The organism is Dyella sp. AD56 (genome assembly GCF_002878475.1).
In the GTDB taxonomy this organism is placed as follows: domain Bacteria; phylum Pseudomonadota; class Gammaproteobacteria; order Xanthomonadales; family Rhodanobacteraceae; genus Dyella.
This window is the reverse complement of sequence record NZ_NRDP01000017.1, coordinates 44,493-69,861: the sequence shown is the minus strand read 5'-3', so window position 1 is coordinate 69,861 and position 25,369 is coordinate 44,493. Positions and strand designations below refer to the sequence as shown.

17 protein-coding genes are annotated in these 25,369 nt (G+C 62.3%); 12 read left to right on the top strand and 5 right to left on the bottom strand.

From position 1 onward, the window contains the following. The first annotated feature begins 118 nt into the window (after positions 1-118). Positions 119-1,678: a glycosyl hydrolase family 39 gene (locus DyAD56_RS13000; RefSeq protein WP_102303195.1), complete on the top strand. Its 1,560-nt coding sequence runs from the start codon at positions 119-121 to the stop codon at positions 1,676-1,678. 146 nt (positions 1,679-1,824) lie between these two features. Next, positions 1,825-2,967, top strand: a complete 1,143-nt coding sequence (locus tag DyAD56_RS12995) for a M23 family metallopeptidase (RefSeq protein ID WP_102303194.1) — start codon at positions 1,825-1,827, stop codon at positions 2,965-2,967. A gap of 9 nt (positions 2,968-2,976) precedes the next feature. Here the strand turns inward: DyAD56_RS12995 and DyAD56_RS12990 are convergent, their stop codons facing one another. Continuing rightward, entirely contained in the window at positions 2,977-6,468 is a 3,492-nt protein-coding gene (locus DyAD56_RS12990; RefSeq protein WP_102303207.1) for an autotransporter outer membrane beta-barrel domain-containing protein, read from the bottom strand. A gap of 281 nt (positions 6,469-6,749) precedes the next feature. Next, positions 6,750-8,165, bottom strand: a complete 1,416-nt coding sequence (gene glnA, locus DyAD56_RS12985) for a type I glutamate--ammonia ligase (protein ID WP_102303193.1) — start codon at positions 8,163-8,165, stop codon at positions 6,750-6,752. Between the two features lie 324 nt (positions 8,166-8,489). On the opposite strand from glnA, the gene DyAD56_RS12980 reads away from it, so the two are divergent. Further along, positions 8,490-9,287, top strand: a complete 798-nt coding sequence (locus tag DyAD56_RS12980) for an undecaprenyl-diphosphate phosphatase (protein WP_102303192.1) — start codon at positions 8,490-8,492, stop codon at positions 9,285-9,287. 46 nt (positions 9,288-9,333) lie between these two features. Further along, positions 9,334-10,899 (top strand): winged helix-turn-helix transcriptional regulator, encoded by a 1,566-nt coding sequence (locus tag DyAD56_RS12975; RefSeq protein ID WP_102303191.1) that lies wholly within the window; start codon positions 9,334-9,336, stop codon positions 10,897-10,899. A 5-nt stretch (positions 10,900-10,904) separates the two neighbouring features. Here DyAD56_RS12975 and DyAD56_RS12970 read toward each other — a convergent pair whose 3' ends face one another. Further along, entirely contained in the window at positions 10,905-11,888 is a 984-nt protein-coding gene (locus tag DyAD56_RS12970) for a serine hydrolase (protein WP_233202411.1), read from the bottom strand. A gap of 245 nt (positions 11,889-12,133) precedes the next feature. After that, complete coding sequence (locus tag DyAD56_RS12965; protein ID WP_102303189.1) at positions 12,134-13,084, bottom strand: LysR family transcriptional regulator; 951 nt, start codon at positions 13,082-13,084, stop codon at positions 12,134-12,136. A 146-nt stretch (positions 13,085-13,230) separates the two neighbouring features. Between DyAD56_RS12965 and DyAD56_RS12960 the strand changes: the two genes are divergently transcribed. The 8 genes from DyAD56_RS12960 to DyAD56_RS12925 all read left to right on the top strand — a co-directional run bounded on the left by DyAD56_RS12960 (position 13,231) and on the right by DyAD56_RS12925 (position 24,395). Further along, on the top strand, positions 13,231-14,427 hold the full coding sequence (locus DyAD56_RS12960; RefSeq protein ID WP_102303188.1) for an efflux RND transporter periplasmic adaptor subunit: 1,197 nt from the start codon (positions 13,231-13,233) through the stop codon (positions 14,425-14,427). Positions 14,428-14,684: 257 nt separating this feature from the next. Then, entirely contained in the window at positions 14,685-17,885 is a 3,201-nt protein-coding gene (locus DyAD56_RS12955; protein ID WP_102303187.1) for an efflux RND transporter permease subunit, read from the top strand. 109 nt (positions 17,886-17,994) lie between these two features. Next, positions 17,995-19,473, top strand: coding sequence for an efflux transporter outer membrane subunit (locus DyAD56_RS12950; RefSeq protein ID WP_102303186.1), 1,479 nt, complete (start codon positions 17,995-17,997; stop codon positions 19,471-19,473). Then, positions 19,470-20,234: an SDR family oxidoreductase gene (locus tag DyAD56_RS12945; protein ID WP_233202409.1), complete on the top strand. Its 765-nt coding sequence runs from the start codon at positions 19,470-19,472 to the stop codon at positions 20,232-20,234. Before DyAD56_RS12950 ends, DyAD56_RS12945 begins: the two co-directional genes overlap by 4 nt. Before the next feature lie 163 nt (positions 20,235-20,397). Continuing rightward, complete coding sequence (locus DyAD56_RS12940; RefSeq protein ID WP_102303185.1) at positions 20,398-21,351, top strand: PD40 domain-containing protein; 954 nt, start codon at positions 20,398-20,400, stop codon at positions 21,349-21,351. A gap of 93 nt (positions 21,352-21,444) precedes the next feature. Next, positions 21,445-22,533: a histidine kinase gene (locus DyAD56_RS12935; protein WP_233202408.1), complete on the top strand. Its 1,089-nt coding sequence runs from the start codon at positions 21,445-21,447 to the stop codon at positions 22,531-22,533. Continuing rightward, positions 22,530-23,288, top strand: a complete 759-nt coding sequence (locus DyAD56_RS12930; protein ID WP_102303184.1) for a response regulator — start codon at positions 22,530-22,532, stop codon at positions 23,286-23,288. The genes DyAD56_RS12935 and DyAD56_RS12930 overlap by 4 nt, the downstream gene beginning before the upstream one ends. A 129-nt stretch (positions 23,289-23,417) precedes the next feature. Next, positions 23,418-24,395 (top strand): PD40 domain-containing protein, encoded by a 978-nt coding sequence (locus tag DyAD56_RS12925; protein WP_102303183.1) that lies wholly within the window; start codon positions 23,418-23,420, stop codon positions 24,393-24,395. Positions 24,396-24,422: 27 nt separating this feature from the next. Here the strand turns inward: DyAD56_RS12925 and DyAD56_RS12920 are convergent, their stop codons facing one another. Further along, on the bottom strand, positions 24,423-25,349 hold the full coding sequence (locus tag DyAD56_RS12920; RefSeq protein ID WP_146010500.1) for a prolyl oligopeptidase family serine peptidase: 927 nt from the start codon (positions 25,347-25,349) through the stop codon (positions 24,423-24,425). Positions 25,350-25,369: the final 20 nt, after the last annotated feature.

The following is a 25,369-nucleotide window of genomic DNA, read 5'->3' as shown; positions in this document are numbered from 1 at the left end:
CCCGACATTTCCTTGTTGATCCCACGGGCCTGTCTGTAAGAGACTCCACCGTCACGTAAACGTTTACACGTCGGCCGCCTCTGATGGCCGACCCAACTTGCAGACCGAAGGAATCGCCATGCCGACCCCCTTACCGCTCCGTCGCCTTGCTTTGCGCACCTGTGCGGCGACCTGCCTTGCCTTGCTCGGCTCGGTCCACGCGGCACCCGCCGGTCACGATGCGGTGCAGCTGCAGGTGGATGCGACGGCCAAGGGCACGTCACTGCCGCACTTCTGGGAAACCATGTTCGGTTCCGGCCGCGCCGTGCTCGCGCTGCACGACGACTACCGCAAGGACCTGGAAGACGTGAAGGCTGCCACCGACTTCACCTACATCCGCTTCCACGGCATCTTCGACCGCGACATGGGTGTGGTCTATCGGGGCGCGCAGGGCAAGTTGCAATACAACTTCAGCTACGTGGATCAGGTGTACGACGGCCTGCTCGCACGCGGCGTCAAACCATTTGTAGAACTGGGCTTCATGCCGCCGGAGATGAGCACCGATCCGGCCAGCCACCACGACTTCTGGTATCACCCCAACGTGATGCCGCCGAAGGACTGGAACGAATGGGACGGGCTGGTACGCGCCTTCCTCCAGCATGAAATCGAACGCTACGGCATCGACGAAGTGCGCAGTTGGTATTTCGAGGTATGGAACGAACCCAATCTCTCCTTCTGGGGCGGCAAGCCAGAGAAGGACACGTACTACCAACTGTATGACCGCACGGCGCAGACGGTGAAATCCGTCGACAAGCAGCTTCGCATTGGCGGGCCAGCCACCGCGCAGGCCGCGTGGTTGCCGGAGTTCCTCAAGCATGTGAAGCAGAGTGGCGCGCCGATCGATTTCGTGAGCACGCACGTCTACGGCGATGACACCGCCGACAATGTGTTCAAGACCAACGAGAACATCCCGCGCCGTGACATGGTGTGTCGTGCGGTGGATAAGTCGCACAAGGAAGTTGTCGCCTCGCCATTCCCGAAACTGCCGCTGATCTACAGCGAGTACAACGCGTCGTACGCCAACCTGCCCAACGTCACCGACACGGTCTACATGGGCCCGTGGATGGCGAACACCATCCGCGAATGCGCGGGCAAGGTGGAGATGATGAGCTACTGGTCGTTCTCCGACGTGTTCGACGAACAGGGCGTGGTGAAGACGCCGTTCTACGGCGGCTTCGGTCTGATCGCCGCCGATCGCATCGAGAAGCCGGCCTTCAATACCTTCACCCTGCTGCACAAGCTGGGCGATACACAGCTTCCGCTGAAAACTGACAGCGCGCTCGCCACGCGCCGCGCTGACGGCACGGTGGTGCTGGCGTTGTGGAACTACACGCCGCCGCTAGGCAACACCGCCGACTACACGCCCGGCGTGCCGACGGGTGACGCCAAGCATGTCGACGTCGACGTGAAGCATCTCGGCAACGCGACACAAGCAACGGTATGGCGTCTCGATGAAACGCACGGCAATGCAGTGGCTGCCTTCGACAAGATGGGCCGCCCAGCCACGCCGAGCCGCGAACAGATCACGCAACTGCGTGAGGCGGGCAAGCTCGCTGCGCCCGAACAGGCACCGATCACCAACGGCCGCCTGAGCATCGATATCCCACCGCAGGGTCTGGTAGTGGTGGAGCTGCACTGAGTAGCCGCAAGCGCGCGTCGCCGCTGCCCTCTCGCGGCGGCGACGCGCGTTGTATCTCGATAAACCCGGCGCAATGACCTCTGGCATTGGCGCACCGCTCCCCGCAGATCAAAGCTCGCGCAGCACTCCACCGTGGATTCCATGCCATGCGTTCCTGGCGCGATGTCGTCTTCGTCCTGCTCGCCGCTCTGGTTGCGCAGATCGCCTTAGCGCAGCGCACTCCGCTGCATCAGTCGTTCGACCTTCGCGTGCCGTGGATACCGCAGCCAGTCGTTGTTGCAGGCAAGACATCGCTGGTCTACGAACTGAACCTTGGCAATGACGCGCAGGAGCCATTGACGCTCCGTCGTATCGTTGTCGCTGATGATCAGCAGCACGTGCTTCTCGATCTCCAGGGAGAACCACTGGTTGCCGCCATCGGACGCGCGGATCGCGCCAAAGGCGATGACCGCTTGCGCATCGCCCCGGCCATGATGGCCGTGGCCTATCTGTCAGTGCCGATCGCCGACGCGCGCGTCGCGCACCTGCATCATCGCGTCGTCTACGTGGATGCCACTGGCCACGAGATCACGCTGGAAGGTGCCGAAGTGATGCCCGTCGCCTTGTCTGCCAAGCCACTCGGGCCACCACTGCGCGGCGGTCCGTGGGTCGCCATCTATGACGCAAGCTGGGAGCGTGGCCATCGGCGCGTCATCTACGCCACCGATGGCAGCGCGAAAATACCTGGTAGGTTCGCCATCGACTGGATTCGCGTCGGCGCGCACGACGGCTTTGCACACGGCAAGGGAGATAAGCCCGCGCAGTGGTATGGCTACGGCGCGGATGTACTCGCCGTGGCGGATGCCGTCGTCGCTTCCGTGGGCGAAGGTGTCGCGGAACCCGCAACGCTCGCCGAAGGTGCGGCCCGCAAGGTTCCGTTAGAAGATGCTGCAGGCAACTATGTCTCACTTGATCTGGGGGACGGACGTTTCGCGTTCTACGAACATCTCAAGCCCGGCAGCATCAAGGTAGAACCCGGCGACCACGTGCGAACGGGCGAGGTGATCGGACAACTCGGATTCACCGGCGAGTCGACTGGCCCGCATCTGCACTTTCACGTCAGCGATGCGAACGCACCGCTAGCTGCCCAAGGTCTGCCTTACGACTTGGCCAGCTTCCGCATGCTGGGTAGCTACCCGTTCATTGAAGACTTCGCGCAAGGCAAGGCATGGCGCTCCGTCGCGAAGCCTGCCAATAGCGAAGGATTCCCTCCGCCATTGGCCGTTGTGGATTTCGGCGACGCCCGCTGACGGACGCCGTCACCAATTCCAGCGGAAGCCCACCTTGCCGTCCCAGGCGTGGAATCCGCGACTATCGAAGCCCTTCTGGTAACCCACATTGGCGTAGAACGAGGTGTTCTTGTCCAGTTGCCAGGTCATGCCGCCGTTGAGTTGCCACCATGAACCTTTGATGCTGCCGTCGAATGGCACGAAGCCGTCCTCGGAGGAGAAGGACGTGGTGGGCTGGCCCTTGAACTCTTTCCACAGGTTGAAGCGCAACCAGCCGGTGAACAGGCGGGAAATGTTTTCCGGCGTGGGCTCCAGCGTCCATGTGTTGGCCCAACGCAAGCCCACACGCCCCACCAACGAGGTGATGTTGCTGAAATCCACCGTGGCGGCCGCATCGCTGGATTGACCGTTGTTGACCTTCTGGTAGATCACCTGTGCTTGCGGTTCCCACACCTGCGTATCGTCATGGAAGGGATAACCACCCTCCAACGATCCCGCCCAACCGAAACCGGAACGATGCAGTTCCAGTCCTTCGTTGGACAACGCACTCCACTTCGACCATGAGCCTTGCCATACGGCATCGAGGTATTGCCCCCCGCTCCAGAAGTGTGTCCAGTAAAGACCCAGCGACTGGCCCTTCACTACATCGCGGCCGGCGTCCGCGCCCTCGTCGTCTGTCACGTCGCTACGAATGCGGCCCGTGCCGAGATAGAAGCCCGCGTGGTCGCGTTGTTGGTCCTCGTGTTCTTCAGCGAAGACATCCATCCCGGCCTGGAACGCCTGGATGTTGTAGTCGTACTGCGGACTGCCGTTGTAGATGCCTTGCGAAGCACCGCGCACGTTGCCGTCTTCACCGATCACGCGCACCCACAAGGCGTTGAGGTAGTTGTCGTCGCGCAGATCGCTGCGGTTGCGCAGCTGTTCTTCCTCGCCCAGACGCTCGTGCAGGTTGTCCAGCGTCGCCCACCCATAGCGCAACGCCATGCCCGGAAGCGCGGTGTATAGCGACACCTCAGGACGATAGTTGGGCACCCCCTCGGGCGCCTCCACTTCCGGATCGACCGGCCCGGGAATGGACGGTGGGGCGGGTGGATTGCTCGGATCAGGGGCCGGCGGTTGCGGTGGTGTGGGTGGCGCCGGCGGTTGTGGCACCGGTGGTGGCGCAGGGCAATCAGGATGGGATCCGACCGTTCCGCAATCCTTGGTTGAGCGAAGGAACCAATACTCCTCCGTGCCCGCGGTAATGCCGCCGCGCTGCAGCGTGTACTCGTACGGGCCGGCCACCACCGGTCCGTTTAGGCTGAAAACGCCGGGATCCGTCGTACCGCCTGCCAACACTTCCACCACGGGAATGCCATTGCCTGACGTCAACGCTCCTGGGCCACCGGTGTTAGTGACGGCAATCAGTCCGTGGCCAGTCGCGGTACCGCCATTGATCACGAGTCGGTCGGTTGGCGAACTGTCGTCGCCCAGAAACGTATGGATGCCCAGCGTACCTCCAGCACCCACGTACGAACCCACATACAGTTGCTTGTATGCATCCGGCGGCGTGAATTGCACGAGGCCTGCATTGGACAAAGTGCCATAGACCAGCGAGTTGTCGGGAATGGTCCAACGGCTGGAGCCATCCACATTCACGTTGGTGACGTAGAACGCTTCGCCTATCCAGCTCGAATGGTTGGACAGGCTGATATCTGCCCTGTTTGTAGCACTGGCTTCGGCCAACCCGCTGAGCGTGCTGTTGTCTGCACTGAACTGCACATAGGTCGGTTGCGATCCACTGGATACACCGGCATACAACAATCCCGTGGTTCCGGTCACCTGGCTACCCTGCGAGGCCGTCAATGCGAGCGGCCCATAACCCAGGACGGCCCAGTAGTCGGATTGCACGTTGCTATTGGTCAGCGTGATCACGTTCTGCTGATCAGCGGACGCGTTGTTGGAGCTGATCGCTCGCGTGGTGGCGCCTGTCGCCACGACGTTGGTGCCGGACAGACTGGTGAACGGCACATCGCTTCGGCTGCCGTAGTTGGCCAAGCGCACGGCGGTGCCGTTGGTCGCGGTAATGGTCGTGGGCGTCGATCCGCCGTAGGTGCTGATCTGGCCGCCATCCGTCGCGTACAAACCATAGGAGCCGCTGCCCGAATTGCTGATCTGCACACCTGTCAGATTGAGCACCGCAGGCAAGTACGTCGAACCGCCAGGCGCATAGGTCGATGACCAGGCATAGGTTGCAGCGCTGTTCGACGCGCTGGCTGTCACGACCGTACCGGTTGCGTTGATGACGCCACCATCGGATCGCAGGCCTGCTGTTTGCGACGAGGCCGTGACGCTGAAGCCTGGGCCGATAGCGCCACTATTGGGATTGAACAACTGACCGTTATTGCCCAGCGTGTAAAAGGCCGCGTTATTGGTGGTTGCGATCGCGATGTTGCCGTTGGTCAGCGTGGCGCTGGACCCGTTGCGCACCCACACACCGATGGCTACGTTCTGGCCATCGACAGTAAGACCGCTCAAAGCCACGCTGCCGCCGTTGATCACGATCACGCCGGCCGATGCGGACTTGCCGGAGGTAGGCGACGTATTGAAGTGGAACGTCAGGCCGTCGCCTATCGCGCTCGTCGGTACCTGTGTGTTATCGATGGTCATGCCATCCGCGCCGGTATCCGCACAGGCGTTGAAGGTGAAAACCTGATTGGCCGGCAGCGCCACCACGCCACCGCCATACATGTACACACCAAGCGCCCCCGGCGACGTCATGTTGATGGTCATCGGGGAAGCAACCGTCACCGTGCTTGCGCGGCCGCTGCCATTTGGGTCCGTACCCGACGCGCCCAGCGCCAGCGTATTGATGTTGCTTCCGCTGCTGATGATGGGCGAGTTGCCCGACAACGTGATGTTGGCGCCGGCCTGTGCCACGACACCTCGGCTCGGACCGCCGATAAGGTTCATCTGGATACCGGTGGCATTGATCGTTGCACCCGCACCTGTGGCAGCCATGGCTGCACCGACACCAGTGATGTTGACGACACCGCCTTGCCCGATGGTGATGGTCGCCGGCGCGCTGGCGAGAGGAGCGTTGGACAGGAAACCGAAGCCGCTACCCGTCGTGATCGTCAATCCATTCAACGGCACGTTCACCGTGCCTTGCGCGTCGGAAACGGCGGCGCCCGATGTCGTCGTGATCGTGATCGGGCCATCGGTCGTATCGAAGACCAGTTGCCCGCCACCGTTGACACTGGTTGCGGTGGAGCTGCCAGTGGAGATGTTGGTGTTGCCGACGACCGTTACCGGTGAATTGGCTGATCCAGCCGTTGTCGTCGTGGTGACGGAACCGGGGCCCACCGTGGTTTGCGCTTGCACCGCCAGAGGTATCAGCAAAGGCAGCAAAGCCCAGTTGCTACGCGACCTCCTCACACAGGTAGCGGTTGTTCCCTTCCTGGCGTGTGTGGTAGCAAGTTCTGAAACCACTTGCACCACACGCAAGGCACGATTCCACACCAATCGGTAGATGCGGTTCATCCCCTTCCTCCCTTGGCTGCCGGGGGCGTCCAAGACCGGCAGTCACTCGAAGCTAAAGGGAGTTCCGTCGCGGCTTTGTCTATGGAAAGTGGAAGCCATGCGTGATGCAACGCATCTGCGTAGATGAATCCAGAAAAACTACGTGGCCATCGCTACGAAAAATTACCCAAGCTATCGACGACCGACACATCACCGGGCCACACACCCCGCATGGCAGGAGAAAGCCAAAAAAACGGGCGCCGAAGCGCCCGTTCTCCTTCTCTCCATTTCCGCTTACGCGATCAGAGCGCGTAGTACATCTGGAATTCCAGCGGATGCGTACTGGCGCGGTAGCGGGTGACTTCCTGCATCTTCAGCGCGATGTACGCATCGATGAAGTCGTCGGTGAACACGCCACCGGCCTTGAGGAACTCGCGATCCTTGTCGAGCGCGTTGAGCGCTTCGTCCAGGCTTGCGCACACCTGCGGGATGTTCTTCTCTTCTTCCGGCGGCAGATCGTAGAGATCCTTGTCGGCCGGTGCACCCGGGTCGATCTTGTTGATGATGCCGTCGAGGCCGGCCATCATCAGCGCGGTGAACACGAGGTAGCCTGAGTTCATCGGATCGGGGAAGCGCACTTCGATGCGGCGGCCCTTCGGGCTCGACACGTACGGAATGCGGCAGCTGGCCGAACGGTTGCGAGCCGAGTAGGCCAGCATCACCGGCGCTTCGAAGCCCGGCACCAGGCGCTTGTAGCTGTTGGTGGTGGAGTTGGCGAAGGCGTTGATGGCCTTGGCGTGCTTGAAGATGCCGCCGATGTACCACAGCGCCGTCTGCGACAGGCCACCGTACAGGTCGCCCGCAAACAGGTTGTTGCCGTCCTTCGCCAGCGACTGGTGCACGTGCATGCCGCTACCGTTGTCGCCGACGATGGGCTTGGGCATGAAGGTGACGGTCTTGCCGTTCTGGTGGGCGACGTTCTTGATGACGTACTTCATGGTCATCAGTTCGTCAGCCTTCTTCACCAGCGTGTTGAACTTCACGCCGATCTCGCACTGGCCGGCATTCGCCACTTCGTGGTGATGCACTTCAACGACCTGGCCCAGCGACTCGAGCACTTTGCACATATCGGCGCGCAGATCGCCCAGCGAGTCGACCGGGCTGACCGGGAAGTAACCGCCCTTCACGCCCGGACGGTGGCCGGTGTTGTTGTCTTCGTACTTGTAGCGCGAGCTCCACGCGGCTTCTTCGGAGCCGATTTCATAGAACACGCGGCCCATGTCGTTCTGCCAGCGCACGGAATCGAAGATGAAGAATTCCGGTTCCGGACCAAAGAAGGCCGTGTCGGCGATGCCCGTGGACTTGAGGAACGCTTCACCGCGCTTGGCGATGGAGCGCGGGTCGCGGCCGTAGGCCTGCATGGTCGACGGTTCCAGCACGTCGCAATGGATGACCATCTGCGTGTGCGCGCTGAACGGGTCGATGTACGCGGTGTCCGGATCAGGCATCAGCACCATGTCGGATTCGTTGATGCCCTTCCAGCCGGCAATCGACGAACCGTCGAACATCTTGCCGTCCTCGAACGTGCCCTCGTCGATGGCGTGGGCCGGGAACGTCACGTGGTGATGCTTGCCGAGCATGTCGGCGAAACGGAAGTCGACGAACTCAACTTCGTGTTCCTGGATCTGATCAAGCACTTGCTGGACGGCGGACGACATGGACAACCTCGACGGGCGAAAAGGTGGGGAAACGACATGCGTGTGAGCAAGGCGCGTGCCAAGCGGATCGGTCTTTCTGTATCAATGAGTTAGATCTGACCCACTCATGCTGATACAGCCATATTGCACTAAAATGAAACGACCTTATGCACCATAGTAGTGCAACAACTTTCCAACTGCACCGCCGCGGCGAAAGCCCCAACGTGCGCTCAATAAGGGAGTGGCACGCCGGCGCCTATGCCCCGAAAATGCCACCCCAGCCGCTTAAGCTATGCCCCTTTGCGCCGGCATGGAACCGGCACCCGCCTATTTGCTGGAGTTTCCGTGAGCGACCTCATCAACGTCATCCTGCTTGGCATCATCGAAGGCATCACCGAGTTCCTCCCCATCTCCAGCACAGGACATCTGCTCATCGCCGAGAAATTCGGCCTGGGCGAACGCTCGGACCTGTTCAATGTGGGCATCCAGGCGGGCGCGATCCTGGCGGTGACCTTTATCTACTGGGGTCGCATCTGGCAGCTTTTCACGCACTGGCGTGATCCGGCCAATCGCGACTATCTGGCCAAGTTGTTCGTGGCTTTCATGATCACGGCGGTACTCGGCTTCATCGCCGTGAAGCTCGGCTTCAAGCTGCCCGAGGCAGTGACGCCGGTGGCGTGGGCGCTGGTGATCGGCGGCATTTGGATGCTCGCGGCCGAACGGCTTGCCGCGCGCCAGCCCGATCGCACGCAGGTGACGTGGCGCGTGGCGATCCTGGTCGGCTTTGCGCAGATGGTGGCGGGCATTTTCCCCGGCACTTCGCGCTCGGCGGCCACCATCTTCACTGCCATGCTTGCTGGCACCAGCAACCGCGCGGCGGCAACGGAGTTCGCTTTCCTGGTGGGCATTCCCACCATGTATGCGGCGACCGGCTACGAGTTGCTGAAAGTGGTGAAGGATGGCGGCGTTCACCATGAAGACTGGACGGCCTTCGGTGTCGGCTTCGTGGTGTCGGCTATCGTCGCCTTCGTCGCGGTGAAGTGGCTGCTCGGCTATATCCGTAGCCATCGCTTCACGCCGTTCGCGATCTACCGCATCGTGCTGGGCATCGCGCTGCTGTTGCTGATTCCCGCCGGCGCATGACGGAACCGTGCGAGGATGAGGTCTGCACACTGACCCTCGTCCTCGCATGAGCGCCCTGCACTATCGCCTGCTGGACCTTACTATCGAGGTGGAACGCCAGCGCGTTACCCGCGATGGTGTGACGGTGGATGTGCAGGGCCTTTCGTTCCGATTGCTGGCTTGCTTGCTGCGCCACGGCGTAGACGTGGTGGACTTCGATACGCTGATTGCCGAAGTCTGGGCACCTGCTGTCGTCAACGAAGAAACCGTCACGCAGCGCGTGAAGCTGTTGCGCCAGTCGCTGGGTGATGACGGTCGTTCGCCGCGTTACATCCGCTCCGTGCGTGGGCGCGGCTATCAGTTATGCGAGATGCCGAAGGTGGCCGAAGACGCCCACGCCACGACATCCCTCACCTCGCGGCGATGGATGGTTCCGGCCATCGCGGTGCTCGTCATCGCCATCGTGGGATTCGCCTGGTGGCTTGCATCACCGCGACCTTCCCGGCCATCCGCATCGCAGGAGCTGGTGCAACGCGCTAACTACTACGCCGGCATCGGACAACGCGACAACAACGAACGCGCCATTGCGCTGTATCAACAGGCGCTGGCCGCATCTCCCGAAGATCGCGACGCACGGATCGGCCTCAGCCGCGCTTACAGCGCACGCGTCTGCCTCTACAACTTTCCCTATCAATGGGCGCAACAGGCGCAGAACTTGGCCAACGAGGCGGTTTCCATCGAACCGTCGCGCGCTTCCGCGTGGTCGGCTCTGGGCTATGCACGCGATTGCCTGGGCGACATTGATGCAGCCACCAAGGCCTACGAGAAAGCCTTCACCCTCGATCCCTCCGATAATGCCAGCCGCGCATCGGCGGCCTATCTCTATCAGGAACGGGGACGACTCGACGACGCGCTCCGTACCAACCTGGATATGCACGGCGATGCCTCACGCGTGCGCTTCCGCGAGGTACAGATCGCCCGCGAGATGGCGCTGCTGGGTTTTGACGAAGAGGCGGGAAAGCGCCTTGCGCGCAGTTTCCAGCTTTATCCCGACAACGTGTTCTCCAACATCGCGTGGCCACGCCACCTGTTCCTGCATGGTCGCCTCGTAGAAGCACAACAAGCGCTGGACGAAGCGATGGCGCGCAATACTCCCCATGTGGAGTTGTACGTACTGCAAGGTGAACTGGCTCTGCTTCGCAACGACCGCATCGCGGCACTGGCGGCATTCACGCATGCACAGCAGTTGCGCCCTCAGATGGGATTACCGGGGTCGCTAGTAGGTCTCTACGGCGCGAACACACCGGACGAAAGCTGGTTCGCCACACGCATCGCTTCCGTGCGCAACGAAGCGGCGCACCACACGCTGTATCCAGGCGAATGGCTCGAGCTAGCGATCCTGTTGCAGGCGCAGGGGCAGCGGGACGCCGCGCTCGATGCCGTGCAAACAAGCGTGCAAAACGGCTATAGCGACAGCGCGTACCTTCAAGTGTCACCGCTGCTCAAACCGCTGTCGTCCGATCCACGGTTCGCAGCGGCGATCGAGTCGATCAACCGCCGCGTGGCAGAACAGCGACAGCGCGTGCTGGCGGCGACATGGTGCCCGCCAGAATTGCGCCGGACATCGCCCTGACGCACCTACGGCAATGCTTTCAGCACGTATTCGCGAAAGATCTCCTGCGATTGCGCGTGAGCGTTGCGCTGGTTGTAGGCCGTACTGGTGATCACCGCGACCAGTTGCTGCGAAGGCATCACCAGCACGTAGTTGCCACCATTGCCAGACATCGCCCATGCCACTTGATCGGTGCCATGCACGGGAAAGCGGAAGCACCACCACAGATAACCGTAATCGGCATCCTCGCGCGCTTGTGCATGCGGTGTCAGCATCTGCTTGATCCAGGCTGCCGATATCACTTGTCGCCCTTGCCAGCGGCCTTCGTCCAGCGCTAGCTCGCCCAGCTTGGCCAGATCGCGGCTGCGGTAGCGTGTCCCTCCACCGCCCATGCCGATGCCCAATGGGGACTGGTTCCACTGCACGTCGGTAATGCCGAGTGGTTTCTCCAAGGCTTCCGCGGCGAACGCGCCGAGGCCCTTGTGCGTTACGCGCTCGACGACGGCGCCCAGAGTGAACGCGCCCGCCGTGCAGTAGGAGAAGGCGCGGCCGTACGGGCTATCTTTCGGCTTGCTCATCCAGGGTGCGAAGCCTTTGATCGGCAGGTCCAGCGCAAATTGCAGCCAATCCTCGCTGACATACATGCGCTCCTCATTGCCGCTGGAGAATGCATTGTCGTCGTCGCATTCCCACAGGGAACTCATGGTCAGCAAGTCTTCGAGGGTGATGGCTTGCTTGCGCGGGTCTGGATGCTGGATGGGGCGCTTGTCCGGGAAGAAATCGTAGACACGCGCGTGTATGTCCGGGATCAGGCCGCGATCCATCGCTGCACCCACCAGCAATGCGGTCACGCTCTTGCTGGCGGATCGCACATCGTTGAGCCGCCCCGGTTCACCGCCGTTGAAGTAACCCTCGTAGACCAGCTTGCCGCGCTGGGCGATCAGGACACTGGTGATGCCCTTGTAGCCAGCATCGCCCAGCTTCGCTTCCATCGCGGTTAGCGACGCCATGTTCCAGTGGACGGCCCGTGCGTCGGTCACCCGCCAGCCATCGTCGCGGGCAAGCGGCGGCTGATAGTCGGCTAGGGCGAGGGCCGGAATGGCCAGCGTCAGGGTCAGCAGCCATCGCGTGCAAGGTGAAGCCATGGTCTCAACTCCGTGGAAGGACGGAGCCAAGCCCAGCAGCACGCCGAATGAAGCGTCGGAAACGCGAATGAAGAATCATGAAGGGCCGTCGAAACAAGCCCTTGCAAGGGTCAGGCGCTCAGCCGCTCCGGCACCACCGACACCATCGGCTTCTTGTGCTTGCCCGGTTCGTTGGTCTGCTCGAACACTTCGCGCACCCATTCGATGAAGGCCTGCACGCGGGCGGACAGGTGCTTCTTCTGCGGGTAGACGATCCAGACCGGCTTGCCGGTGGAGATGGTGTCCGTCATCACCTGCTCGAGCTTGCCGATATCGAGCATGCAGGCAGCGATCACGTTCGGCGCCTGGGTGATGCCCAGACCGGAGACCACTGCCTGGATCACCGATTCGGCGTCATTGATCAGTAAGTGCGCATCGATATCCACACCCACCTGCCCACTCGGCGTATCGAACTGCCACTGACGAGGCCGGCCATTGGGCTGCACGTAGTTGATGCAACGATGATTCTTCAGATCCTCGATGCTCTGCGGAGCACCGTGCATCGCCAGGTAGTCCGGCGAGGCCAGGATCACATTGCGCAGGTAGCCAATCTTGCGGGCGATCAGGCTGGAGTCCTCCAGCGGGCCCACACGCACCGCGCAATCGATGCCTTCCTCGTTGAGGTCGTAGGGGTAATCGCACATCGACAGCTCCAACCGGATATCCGGGTAGCGCTGCTCGAATTCCGCCAGCCTGGGGATGATCACCGTGCGGCCCACCGCAGCCGGCGCACCGATGCGCAGCTTGCCGGTTGGCTTGCGGCTGGCATAGCCCAGGGCCTCGGTCGCCTCGGCCAGATCGGCGAGGATTTCCTTGCAACGTGCATGGAACGAGGCCCCATCGTCGGTCAAACGCAGCGAACGTGTGGAGCGGAACAACAGCCGTGCCCCAAGCTGTTCTTCCAAGCGCGACACGGCGCGACTGACCCCGGAAGGGGTCATGCCCAACTGGGCGGCGGCGGCGGCGAAGCTCTTGGCCTCGACCACGCGGACAAACGCGGAGATTGCGGCAAAGTCTTCCATAGGCTGGATTTTTACCCTATTCGTGACTGACAGTCACTATTGCATTGCATCAAAAGGCATTTATTGAACCAGATAGTACACCTAATCTTCCGCCCCTGATCGTCGGGGAACCCCTACTTCGACGAGTCCAATCCAGGGAGCCCAACATGAACAAACGATGGATCCTCACCGTACTCGCCCTTGCCGCGGTGGGCGGTAGCTGGGCCTTGCTCAGCCACAGCGGTGATACCCACGCCCAGGCTGGGCCCCCGCCGGCGCCCGCCGTGACGGTGGCCCAGGTACTGGTACGCCCGGTGGACGATGCGGACGAATTCACCGGTCGCCTGCAGGCGGTCGACACCATCCAACTGCGTCCCCGCGTGGGTGGATATGTGGACTCGGTGCACTTCAAGGAAGGGGCGATCGTGCGAAAAGGCGATCTTCTTTTCCGCATTGACCCCCGCCCCTACCAGGCCGAGGTGGATCGCCTGAGCGCCAATCTGGCCGAAGCCAAGGCCAACCAGGTACTGGCCCAGTCCAACGGCGAGCGCGCTGACCGTCTGCTCCATCAGCACGCCATCGCCAAGGAAGAAGCCGACCGCCAGCAGACCGCCGCACAAAGCGCCAAGGCGCAGGTGGCCTCCACCAACGCCGCGCTCGACGCCGCCAAGCTCAACCTCAACTTCACCGAGATCCGCGCGCCGATCGACGGCCGCGTGAGCAACGCCCTGGTGACGCCGGGCAACCTGGTAACCAGCACTGATGTGCTGACCAGCGTGGTGAGCGTCGACCCGATCTACGCCTACTTCGACGTCGACGAGCACAGCTACCTGAAGTTCGATCGTCAGCGTCGCGAACACGGCAACTCGCCGCAGATCTCGATGGCGCTGGCGGATGAGAAAGGGTTTCCGCACACCGGTCGCGTCGACTTTGTCGACAACCAGCTGCGCGCCGGCAGCGGCACCATCCGCCTGCGCGCCGTGTTCGACAACGCCGACGCCAGCTACACGCCGGGCCTGTACGTCCGCATCCAGCTGCGCAGCGACAGCCGCCAGCCGCGTGCGCTGGTCGACGACCGCGCCATCGGCGCCGACCTGGGCAACAAGTACGTGTACGTGGTCGACAAGGATCGCAAGGTGGAATACCGCCGCGTGGTCACCGGCCCGCTACTGGACGGCCTGCGCGTAGTTACCGAAGGTCTGGACGCCAAGGACACGGTGATCGTCAACGGCCTGCAGCACGTGCGTCCGGGCGTGGAAGTGAACCCGACCAAGGTAGCCATGGAAACGCGCAGCCTGGATCCGAACAAGCAGGTAGCGATGGCAGGCGTCGCCAGCGGCAACAAGGCGGCGCAGCAGCAATAGCGATTCGTCATTCCGGCGCAGGCCGGAATCCAGTAGCGACAACGCATGAAGGTGCTCGCACGTATGAGCACCATCGCTACTGGATCCCGGCCTGCGCCGGGATGACGGCTTAGATGGTTGGTTAGCAAGAAATGGACGCCCTCTCTCGTTTTGAGCAGAGGGCCAGGGCCGCTTTGTCTCCGCATATAGCGAACAACGCACCCGTTAGTCCCCGCCTCGCGCGGGAATGGTGCTTAAGAGCAACCAGGACGAATGCAATGAAACTCGCCCAATATTTTGTGGACAGGCCAATCCTGGCTGGCGTCCTCTCCGTGCTGATTGTCATCGCGGGCAGCATTGCGCTGTTCAAGTTGCCGATCAGCGAATACCCCGAAGTCGTGCCGCCGACCGTGGTGGTGCGTGCTTCCTATCCCGGCGCCAACCCCAAGGTGATCGCCGAAACCGTCGCTACACCGTTGGAAGAACAGATCAACGGCGTGGAAGGCATGCTCTACACCAGCTCGCAGTCCACCAGCGACGGCCAGATGACGCTTACCGTCACCTTTGCGCTGGGCACGGATCTGGACAACGCACAGGTGCAGGTACAGAACCGCGTCGCGCAGGCGCAGCCGCGCTTGCCTGAGGAAGTGCAACGCCTTGGCGTGACCACGCAGAAGAGCTCGCCCGATCTCACCATGGTGGTGCACCTGATTTCGCCGGATCAGCGCTACGACATGCTGTACCTGTCGAACTATGCGCGCCTGCACATCAAGGATCAGCTCGCCCGCCTTGATGGCGTGGGCGATGTGCAGATCTTCGGTGCTGGCGAGTACAGCATGCGCGTTTGGCTCGATCCGGATCGCCTGGCGACACGTCAGCTGACCACGGGTGACGTGGTGCATGCGATCCAGGAGCAGAACATCACCGTGGCGGCGGGTGCGCTGAATGCGCCTCCTGGGCCGACCAATGCGGCGTTCCAGCTCAACATCAACACGCAAGGCCGACTGATCACCGAGGAAGACTTCCTCAACATCATCGTGCGCAAGGCCGCCGACGGCTCCTTCGTGCATCTGCGCGATGTGGCCCGTGTCGAACTGGGTGCCAACAGCTATGCGCTGCGCAGCCTGCTCAACAACCAGCCGGCCGTCGCACTGCCAATCTTCCAGCGTCCAGGCTCCAACGCCATCCAGATCTCCGACGAAGTCCGCGGCCTGATGGCGGACCTGAAGAAGGATTTCCCGCAGGGCGTCGACTACAAGATCGTCTACGACCCGACCGTGTTCGTGCGCGGTTCGATCGAGGCGGTGGTGCATACGCTGTTCGAAGCCATCCTGCTCGTCGTGCTGGTGGTGATCCTGTTCCTGCAGACGTGGCGCGCATCGATCATCCCGCTGGTCGCCGTACCGGTGTCGCTGATTGGTACGTTCGCGGTGATGTTGATGGCGGGCTTCTCGCTCAACGCGTTGTCGTTGTTCGGCCTGGTGCTGGCCATCGGTATCGTGGTGGATGACGCCATCGTGGTGGTGGAGAACGTCGAGCGTCATATCGAGCATGGCCTGTCGCCGAAGGAAGCCACACGCAAGGCGATGAACGAAGTGACCGGGCCCATCGTGGCCACGGCGCTGGTGCTGTGTGCGGTGTTTGTGCCGGCGGCGTTTATCAGCGGCCTGACGGGTCAGTTCTATCGCCAGTTCGCGTTGACCATCGCTATCTCCACGGTGATCTCGGCCTTCAACTCGCTCACGCTAAGCCCGGCGCTGTCGGCCCTGCTGCTGCAGGAACACGGTGCACCGAAGGACAAGCTGAGCCGGTTTATCGATCGTGCGTTCGGCTGGTTGTTCCGTCCGTTCAACCGCCTGTTCGTCACCAGCGCAAACCGTTATGTGGGTGGCGTGAAGCGCATTCTGCGTTCGAGCGGCATTGCACTGGTCATCTATGGCGGCCTGGTGGTGCTCGGCCTGTTCGGCTTTGCTCACGTACCGACCGGCTTCGTGCCGCCGCAGGACAAGCAGTACCTGGTGTCGTTCGCACAGTTGCCGGATGCCGCTTCGCTGGATCGTTCGGAAGACGTGATCCGCCGCATGAGCGATATCGCACTCAAGCAGCCGGGCGTGGAGAGTGCCGTCGCGTTCCCGGGCTTGTCGATCAACGGTTTCACCAACAGCACCAACTCCGGCATCGTGTTCGTGACGCTCAAGCCGTTCGAGGAACGTCGCGATGCATCGCTGTCGGCCGGTGCGATTACCGCGGCCCTGCAGCAGAAGTACGCATCCATCCAGGATGCCTACATCGCGATCTTCCCGCCCCCGCCGGTCAATGGCCTGGGCACCATCGGCGGTTTCCGCCTGCAGGTGGAAGATCGTTCGGACGCAGGTTTCGAGGAGTTGTACAAGCAGACCCAGGGCTTGATCCAGGCGAGCGCGAAGGTACCGACGCTGGCAGGGCTGTTCTCCAGCTATCAGGTGAGCGTGCCGCAGATCGATGCGGACGTGGATCGCGAAAAGGCGAAGGCAGAAGGCGTGGATCTGGCCGATGTCTACCAGACCATGCAGGCCTACCTCGGTTCGCTCTACGTAAACGACTTCAACCGCTTTGGCCGTACCTATCAGGTGAACGTGTCCGCCGAACCTGGCTATCGCCATGAAGCGAAGGACATCCTGCAACTGAAGACGCGCAGTGCCACCGGTGAAATGATTCCGCTGGGATCATTCCTCACCGTGAACCAGACCGTGGGCCCGGATCGCGTGCAGCACTACAACGGCTACCCGACCGCCGAGATCAATGGTGGACCGGCACCGGGCTTCAGCAGTGGCCAGGCACAGGAAGCGATCGAGAAGCTGGCGGCGGAGAACCTGCCGAATGGCATGACCTTCGAATGGACCGAGCTGACCTATCAGCAGATCCTTGCCGGCAATACCGCGGTGCTCGTGTTCCCCTTGTGCGTGCTGTTGGTGTTCCTGGTGCTGGCCTCGCTGTATGAAAGCCTGCTGCTGCCGCTCGCGGTGATCCTGATCGTGCCGATGGTGCTGCTGTCTGCCATCTCCGGTGTGTGGATGTCCGGTGGCGACAACAACATCTTCACCCAGATCGGCCTGATCGTTCTCGTTGGCCTGGCGTGCAAGAACGCGATCCTGATCGTGGAGTTCGCTCGCGAAGCGCAGATCATCGAAGGCATGGACCGTACACAGGCCGTGCTGGAAGCGGCTCGCCTGCGACTGCGCCCGATCCTGATGACGTCGTTCGCTTTCATAATGGGTGTAGTGCCGCTGGTGACGTCGCATGGTGCCGGTGCGGAGATGCGCCACGCGATGGGTGTGGCGGTGTTCTCAGGCATGTTGGGTGTCACTTTCTTCGGCCTGATCTTCACCCCGCTGTTCTACGTGATGGTGCGCGGCTGGAGCGAACGCATAAGCGAACGCCGCCGCGCCCGCAAAGCCACCCGCGACGTGCAGGCCGGCAACCTCATCGAGGAGCACTGATATGTCTTTCTTCAAGAACCTCAGAACCTCACTTCTCCCTCTCCCCACCGGGGAGAGGGCTGGGGTGAGGGGCCAATCCGGCGATAACCTCGCAACGGGCGTTGGCTTCATGGACCTCGCTGCTGGCACAACTGCCGCCTGCCGCCCGGCTTCACATCGCTCGGCAGCCAAGAAAGTGACCGCCATAGCCGCCGCCATCATGCTTTCCGGTTGCGTCAGCGTGGGCCCGGACTACCACGCACCGCAGGAAAAGCCGGTGGCACTGCAAGGCGTCAACACGCAGGAGTCCACGCAGACCTTCCAGGCGCAGTGGTGGAAGCAGTTCAACGACCCGACGCTGGATGCCCTTATCCAGCGCGCGGCGGCGAACAGCCCTGACCTGAAGATCGCTTTTGCACGCCTGCGTGAATCACGTGCGCTGCTTGGCGTGGCCAAGTCGCAGCAGATACCGGACGTGGAAACGGTCGCGAACTATTCGCGCAGCCGCCAGCAGCAGCCGGGTTTCACCGACAACCGCGTCACCGCCACCAGCTATCAGGCCGGTTTCGATGCGAGCTGGGAGATCGACCTGTTCGGTGGTGTGCGTCGCTCGGTGGAAGCCGCTCGCGCGGATGCCGGCGCCAGCGAAGCCTCGCTGCAGGATGCACAGGTCACACTGTTCGCTGAGGTTGCCCGCTATTACTTCGACCTGCGTGGCGTGCAGCTACGCATCGACGTTGCCAACCGCGATATTGAAAACCAGCGCGAGACGTTGCGTCTCATCCACGCCCGTAATGACATCGGCACGGTGTCGGAGCAGGACGTGGCCAGCGCCACAGCGCGACTGAACTTCGTGGAAGCGCAGTTGCCTACGCTGCAGACGCTAGCGCAGAACGACACGTCGCGGCTTGCGGTATTGCTGGGCGAGCGCCCGGGCGAATTGGATGTCGACCTGTCGCCGCAGGGCTTCAAGCCGATCGACGTGGCGCTGGATATCGGCAACGCAGGTGACGTGCTGCAGCGTCGTCCAGACGTGCGCGTGGCCGAGCGCGAGCTTGCCGCTACCAATGCACGCATTGGCGTAGCCAAGGCTGACTACTACCCGCACATCACGCTGGGTGGCTTCCTCGGCTTCCTCGCCGGTCGCAGCAACGACTTCGGTGGACCGCAGTCGCGTGCATGGTCGATTGCGCCGAGCATCTCGTGGTCTGGCCTGAACGTGCAGCGCGTGCGCTCCAACGTGAAGGCGAGCGAAGCGCGTTCGGATGCTGCGCTGGCGAACTACCAGCGCACCGTGTTGCAAGCAGTGGAAGACGTGGACAACGCTATTGTTGGCTACAACCTGCAGCGCGATCGCGTGATCAAGTTGCAGGATCAGGTGACCAACAGCCGTCATGCCGCCGATCTGGCGCGCATCCGCTACAACGAAGGTGCCGCCGACTTCCTGCAATTGCTCGACGCAGAGCGCACGCAGCTGGAAGCGGAGGACTCGCTCGCCGATGCACAGGCGTCGATCAACCTGCGCGCGGTATCGGTGTACAAGGCGCTGGGCGGTGGCTGGCAGGCTTGCACCACCGAGCGTTGCGACCAGCTGGCCGCGACGCCATGAGCGCAGTGGCGTTTCCGGGGAGGCTATCGCGACGCCGCACGCTCGCACCCGAACCGGAACCGTCACAACGCGTGGCGCTAGTGAGCGGCGGGAATCGCGGATTGGGCTTTGAAATCTCGCGGCAACTCGCTGCCGCTGGTGTCACGGTGCTGCTTGGTGCGCGCAAACCGCTGCTCGGCGAGAAGGCGGCACGGCAACTACGACGCGAAGGCGGCACCGTGGTATCGGTGCCGCTGGATGTTACGTCCGCCGAGAGCGTCCGCGAACTCGCCGCTCGCATCGACGGTGAACATGGCCGCCTCGACATTCTGGTTAACAACGCTGGCGCGTATTTCGACGTCGACAACCAGGCCTCGTCCGTGGACATCGATCTCGTGCGGCAGGCACTGGAAACCAATCTGCTCGGGGCGTGGCGACTCACGGAAGCCATGCTTCCGCTGATGCAACGCCACGGCTACGGACGTGTCGTGAACGTCTCCAGCGGCTGCGGTGCCGCCGACAGCGACGGCACCAGTTGCCCCGCCTACCGCGTATCGAAAGCGGCGCTCAACAGCCACACGCGCATGCTCGCGACAGAGCTCGCCGGCAGCGGCATCCTGGTGAACGCGGTGTGCCCGGGTTGGGTCGCAACGGATATGGGTGGCCATGGCGGCCGCCCTGTCGCCGACGGCGCCGCGGGTATCGTATGGGCAGCCATGCTGCCATCGCGCCCTGCGATCAATGGCGGTTTCTTTCGCGATCGTCAGCGCATCGATTGGTAAAACCACACCCGCGCGGCCCACGACTGACTATCCGCCGACCGCCACGAGCAACCGCTCGTGGCGCGGTGGATACCGGTTGTCACAGAAGTGGCGACGACACATGAGGCCAGCTCTACCTTGATGCACGGTTCCAGATTCGTGCGCGTCCGGGAGAGTGACTGTCATGTGGCAACAAATGATTTGCGTGGTGTTGTTGGCGATCTCGCCGCTGATGGCGCCTCTGCCCGCTGATCCACCCGTGCCAGCCCTCTTCCTGGCGGGTGATCTCGGTGACAGCGCTTCGCCTGCGTTTACGCCGGACGGCGGTACGGTCTATTTCATGCGTGGCACGGACAAAGGCGCGGCGGTGATGGTCTCGCACCGCATCAACGGCCAATGGTCGGCGCCCATGCCGGCCCCTTTTTCCGGACATTGGCGTGACGGCGATCCGTCCATGGCGCCCGATGGCTCCTATCTGCTGTTCACCTCCAATCGGCCAGCAGCCCCGGATGGCCAGCCCATCGATGCAGTGCATAACGGAAAGGTACTGACAGGCCAGGGCTTGAACCTATGGCGCGTCGACCGGAAGGGTGATGGCTGGAGCGAACCCGTACGGCTCCCCGCTACCGTGAACACCTGCAACAGCAGTTTCGCCCCCAGCATCGCGGCAGATGACAGCATCTACTACATCGGCTGCGCGCCCGACGGTGTGATCCGTCCGCTTCGCGCCACCCATGAGAACGGCCAGTACCAAGCGTCGTACGCGGTCGCAGTGGGTGACAAGGACGCGCAGGTCCGCGATGTCGCCATCGCGCCGGATCGCTCGTTTATGGTCTTCAGCATCCGACACGATCCCAAGCAGCCGTATCGGCTGGCCATTGCGTTCCATACCGCGCACAACTGGAGCGAGCCGCAGGACCTGGGCGACACCGTCAACGGTGGCACTCACAGCATGGGCTCGCAGCTGGGCTGCGATCATCGGACACTGTATTTCTCGAGCGATCGCGCCCTGCCAGCGTCGGAGCCCGCGCACGGTGTGACCAGCGACGACCACATCTGGCGCGTCTCACTGACACCGTGGCTCGCCGCGCACGGCCTGCCGTCACCCAGCGTGCCACCGTCCTGCGTCATCGGCTGATGGCCGGGCACGCCTTCAGGCACTGTTGCCGTGGCGATACCGCGTTCCACACTGTGGCGGTTTGTTGCTGCGGCCTGCGCCGGTGAGGCTTCCATGTCCGACCTGATGACTGCGCCACGCTGGAAGATCTGGGGACTGGTCTTCGCCTTCTGGACCCTGCTGGGCTTGTCCTATACAGCCAGCTCGGTCATGTCCATGATCAGCGAAGGCGAGACATTCAACTGGATTCGCCCGCTTACCTGGAACCTCACCAACGCCTATCTATGGATGCTGCTCACGCCAGTAGTGGCATGGTTGGGGCATCAGGGTAGCCGGAGCTGGGGCCGCTTCTGGGCCGTGCATGCACCCGCCAGCATCTTGCTCGCAGCGGCCGAGGTAGCGCTGGTGCTGTCCATTTACTGGACCCTATGCGGGCCGCCGATGTCGCAGCCTCATATGACCTTCAGCGCCTTCGCGCGCATTCAGTTTGCCTATAACTTCCACCTGAGTTTGCTCACTTACGGCGTGATGCTGGTGGTGCTTCGCGCCATCGATTCGCAACGGCGACTACGCGATGAGCGGGTGCGCAACGCGCAGTTGGAAACGCAACTGGTGCAATCGCAGCTGCAAACCTTGCGCGTGCAGTTGCAACCCCATTTCCTGTTCAACACGCTCAATGCCATCTCCGCTCTGGCGCTGGCCGACCCGGTGCAAGCGCGGCAGATGATCGCCCGCCTGAGCGACTTTCTCCGGCTCACGCTGGAAGAACGTCACGCACAGCAGGTGCCGCTTTCGCGGGAGATGGAATTTCTCGACTGCTATCTCGGCATCCAGCAAGTGCGCTTCCAGGATCGCCTGACCACGCATCTGGACGTATCCGTCGACACGATGCGGGCCATGGTTCCCAACATGATCCTGCAGCCCCTGGTGGAGAATGCACTCCGCCATGGTCTGCTCGACAAAACGGAACGCGGCACCCTGCAGATCGCCACGCGGCGCGACGGTGACGCACTAGTGCTGCGCGTGGACGACGATGGCATCGGCCTGCCGCCTGATGGCGCGAAGGAAGGCATCGGAATCGGCAGCACGCGTGCGCGGCTGGATATGCTATTCGGTGACGCTGCCACCGTGGACATGCGACGCAGGGAAGAAGGCGGCACGCGCGTCGAGCTGCGTTTTCCGTTCCGGGAGTGTGCAGCATGAACAGTCCCGCCATCCGAACGCTGCTCGTCGATGACGAGATGCTGGCCCGCCTGGCGATACGGCAGGCGTTGGCGTCCCACACCGATGTCGCCATCGTCGGCGAATGCGCCAATGCGACGGAGGCTCGGCAGGCCATTGAGGCGCTTGATCCCGACCTGCTGTTTCTGGATATTCGGATGCCAGGCGTGGATGGCTTCCGGCTTCTTCAAGGGTTGAAGCGCGATCACCCACCGATGGTGGTGTTCGCTACGGCGTTTGGCCAACACGCCTTGCGCGCTTTCGACGCAAATGCGATCGACTATGTGCTCAAGCCCATCGATCAGGAACGTTTCGATCAGGCCATGGCGCGCGTACGTCGCCATTGGCGAGGGCTGCACACGAGCGAAGCCGCGGCTACCGCAGCGCCCGCACCAGCGTCGCCTTACCTGCAACGACTTAGCGTGCAGCAGGGTGAACACATTCGCGTCGTCGCAGCCCAGGACATCGACTGGATGCGGGCGGACGGCAACTACGTGCATATCCATGCGGGAACTACGCACTATCTTCATCGCGAGTCGTTGCGGCATTTGCTCGGGGTGCTCGATCCGGGTCGATTTCTGCGCATCCATCGCGGTACCGCGGTGAACGTGGACCGTATCCGTGAGGTGCATCCGCTATTCCAAGGCAATGCCGAGGTGGTGTTGCAGGACGGTACCCGGCTCAACCTCAGCCGACGCTTCCGCATACAGGCCCGCCGCGCACTCGGCATGGCCTAACCGCCGATACGCGAGCCTCGACCGCTTATCACCGCCCGCCAGCCGCTGGTCACAGGTCTGCTGCGTTGCGCGGAATCGTGATGCACTCTGATGTCGCTTCACCGTCCCCAGCTCGAAGGAGTGCCGTGCATGCTTTCCAAGTCGTTCGCCCTGATAACGTCCATAACTCTCGCACTCACAGCCACCCGTGCGGTGGCCGGTGAACTCGTGGGGGCCGGCGTTATCTCCACCGGACTACAAGAGACGTCAGCAGCACTGAGTTCCGATAACAACACGCTGTATTTCATGCGCTCGGATTTCGCCGAGAAGGACGACACCATCCTGCTCACCCATCGTCGTGGTGATGGATGGAGCACGCCCGAAGTGGCGTCGTTCTCCGGCCAATGGCACGACTCCGAACCGGCCATGTCGCCCGATGGCAAGCGCCTGTACTTCGTTTCCAACCGACCACCACACGCGGGCGGCACGCCGGTGATAGCCGAGATGGGCGGGCACACCTTCATCGGTACCAATCTTTGGTACGTCCCGCAGCAGTCGGACGGTCGCTGGGGCATGCCCATGCACGTCGATGGTGCGCTCAATGATGGTGCGATGATTTATAACCCGTCGATCGCGGCCAATGGCGATATCTACTTCTCCGCGCATCGACCTGATTCGGGCCAGGCGTACCAGATCTATGTCGCACGACGGACGGCAAACGGTTACGCCGACCCGGAGCGGGTCGACCTGGGCAGTGTTGATCACAATCGCATGGATCCTAGCGTCGATCCGCAGCAGCGTTTCCTCGTCTATGCAGGCAACGAGGGCGATTCGCTCGGCAGCGCGGATATCTACATCGCCTTCCGCGATAAGAGCGGGCACTGGAGCAAGCCAGAGCACCTTCCTGGAGACGTCAACAGCGCGTCGCTGGAGAACGCGCCTTCGCTCGGTCGCCGCTTTGGGGAGCTGTACGTCTCCAGCAATCGGCAAGGCGAGGTTCATTTCCCCAAGACGCAGGACGACGCCACATCGCTCCAGCAACGACTGCAGGAGCCACTCAACGGCTCACGCAATCTCTGGCTGTTCGATATCAGTGATGTGCTGCGGGCGCATGGCATCGATCAATAGAACGAGCTTGCATCACAACCCAAGCAGCTAGGGATGCTGGCCAGCAAGCCAATCGCTTGCGGTCTTCCGCACTTCGGCCAGTGCGGCAGGATCGGCGGCCCATTGATGGGTCATCCCGGCAGGTCGTACAAGCTGTATTTGTTGCAAGTGTTCGCCATAGAACGGCTTGAGGTGATCCACCAGTTGGTTTGCCGCGCTCGAATCGATAACCGAGTCATCGGTTCCCTGCAGAAAAAGCAGTGCCGGTCGATGTGCGGCTATCTCCGCCACATGGTCAACGGCGTCCGTTTCGTGCGCCAGCTCCCGCGATGCGGGCGACCACGCATAGGTCTTGCCGGTCGCCTTCTCATAAGCCTGTATCGACGCGCTCAAACCGGTCGATGCATTGATGAATACCGCTGCGTCGATAGCGACTTTGCTTTGCGAAAGCGCATCGAGCGCCGCCGCGCCACCAGCAGAGAAACCGACCAGCGCAACCGGAGCGCCTCGTTGCACGCACCCGTTCTTCTGCAGCGCAGTCACCACGTGCGGCAGCTCATCCGCGGCACCGACCACCACGGGTTTAAAGACCAGCAGGCCCACATCTTCCGCCTGGCGTCGCCCGACTTCCTTCATGCCACCGTCGGGTGTACGCGCGCCAAACAACGGCAGCCCCAAATAGACCTTCACCGCGCCCACGTCATCGAGTGGCAGGGCGTCCATCATCGCCCGCTCGCTCGCAGGCGGACCGAAACCATGCCAGAGGATGATCGGTGGTCTGCTGATATGCGTAGGTATGCGGAGTATCGCGGGCACGCCGGCCAGCGTCGTTTCCTGCACCAGCGGGCCATCGTTATTCGTTGGAAGGGAACAAAGTGGCCGCGGTTCAGCGGCGGATACTTCAGCGAGTACGGCTGGGCTGACACACGCCAGCAGCAACGCAACGGCCCTCGCTCCCATCGTCCACGGCTGCATGGCGTTGACCTATCCCGAAC

Coding starts and splice junctions, on each gene's coding strand:
- DyAD56_RS13000 (WP_102303195.1), top strand. CDS start 119: ATGCCGACCCCCTTACCGCTCCGTCGCCTTGCTTTGCGCACCTGTGCG.
- DyAD56_RS12995 (WP_102303194.1), top strand. CDS start 1,825: ATGCGTTCCTGGCGCGATGTCGTCTTCGTCCTGCTCGCCGCTCTGGTT.
- DyAD56_RS12990 (WP_102303207.1), bottom strand. CDS start 6,468: ATGAACCGCATCTACCGATTGGTGTGGAATCGTGCCTTGCGTGTGGTG.
- glnA (WP_102303193.1), bottom strand. CDS start 8,165: ATGTCGTCCGCCGTCCAGCAAGTGCTTGATCAGATCCAGGAACACGAA.
- DyAD56_RS12975 (WP_102303191.1), top strand. CDS start 9,334: ATGAGCGCCCTGCACTATCGCCTGCTGGACCTTACTATCGAGGTGGAA.
- DyAD56_RS12970 (WP_233202411.1), bottom strand. CDS start 11,888: ATGGCGTCGCTAACCGCGATGGAAGCGAAGCTGGGCGATGCTGGCTAC.
- DyAD56_RS12965 (WP_102303189.1), bottom strand. CDS start 13,084: ATGGAAGACTTTGCCGCAATCTCCGCGTTTGTCCGCGTGGTCGAGGCC.
- DyAD56_RS12960 (WP_102303188.1), top strand. CDS start 13,231: ATGAACAAACGATGGATCCTCACCGTACTCGCCCTTGCCGCGGTGGGC.
- DyAD56_RS12955 (WP_102303187.1), top strand. CDS start 14,685: ATGAAACTCGCCCAATATTTTGTGGACAGGCCAATCCTGGCTGGCGTC.
- DyAD56_RS12950 (WP_102303186.1), top strand. CDS start 17,995: ATGGACCTCGCTGCTGGCACAACTGCCGCCTGCCGCCCGGCTTCACAT.
- DyAD56_RS12945 (WP_233202409.1), top strand. CDS start 19,470: ATGAGCGCAGTGGCGTTTCCGGGGAGGCTATCGCGACGCCGCACGCTC.
- DyAD56_RS12940 (WP_102303185.1), top strand. CDS start 20,398: ATGTGGCAACAAATGATTTGCGTGGTGTTGTTGGCGATCTCGCCGCTG.
- DyAD56_RS12935 (WP_233202408.1), top strand. CDS start 21,445: ATGTCCGACCTGATGACTGCGCCACGCTGGAAGATCTGGGGACTGGTC.
- DyAD56_RS12930 (WP_102303184.1), top strand. CDS start 22,530: ATGAACAGTCCCGCCATCCGAACGCTGCTCGTCGATGACGAGATGCTG.
- DyAD56_RS12925 (WP_102303183.1), top strand. CDS start 23,418: ATGCTTTCCAAGTCGTTCGCCCTGATAACGTCCATAACTCTCGCACTC.
- DyAD56_RS12920 (WP_146010500.1), bottom strand. CDS start 25,349: ATGCAGCCGTGGACGATGGGAGCGAGGGCCGTTGCGTTGCTGCTGGCG.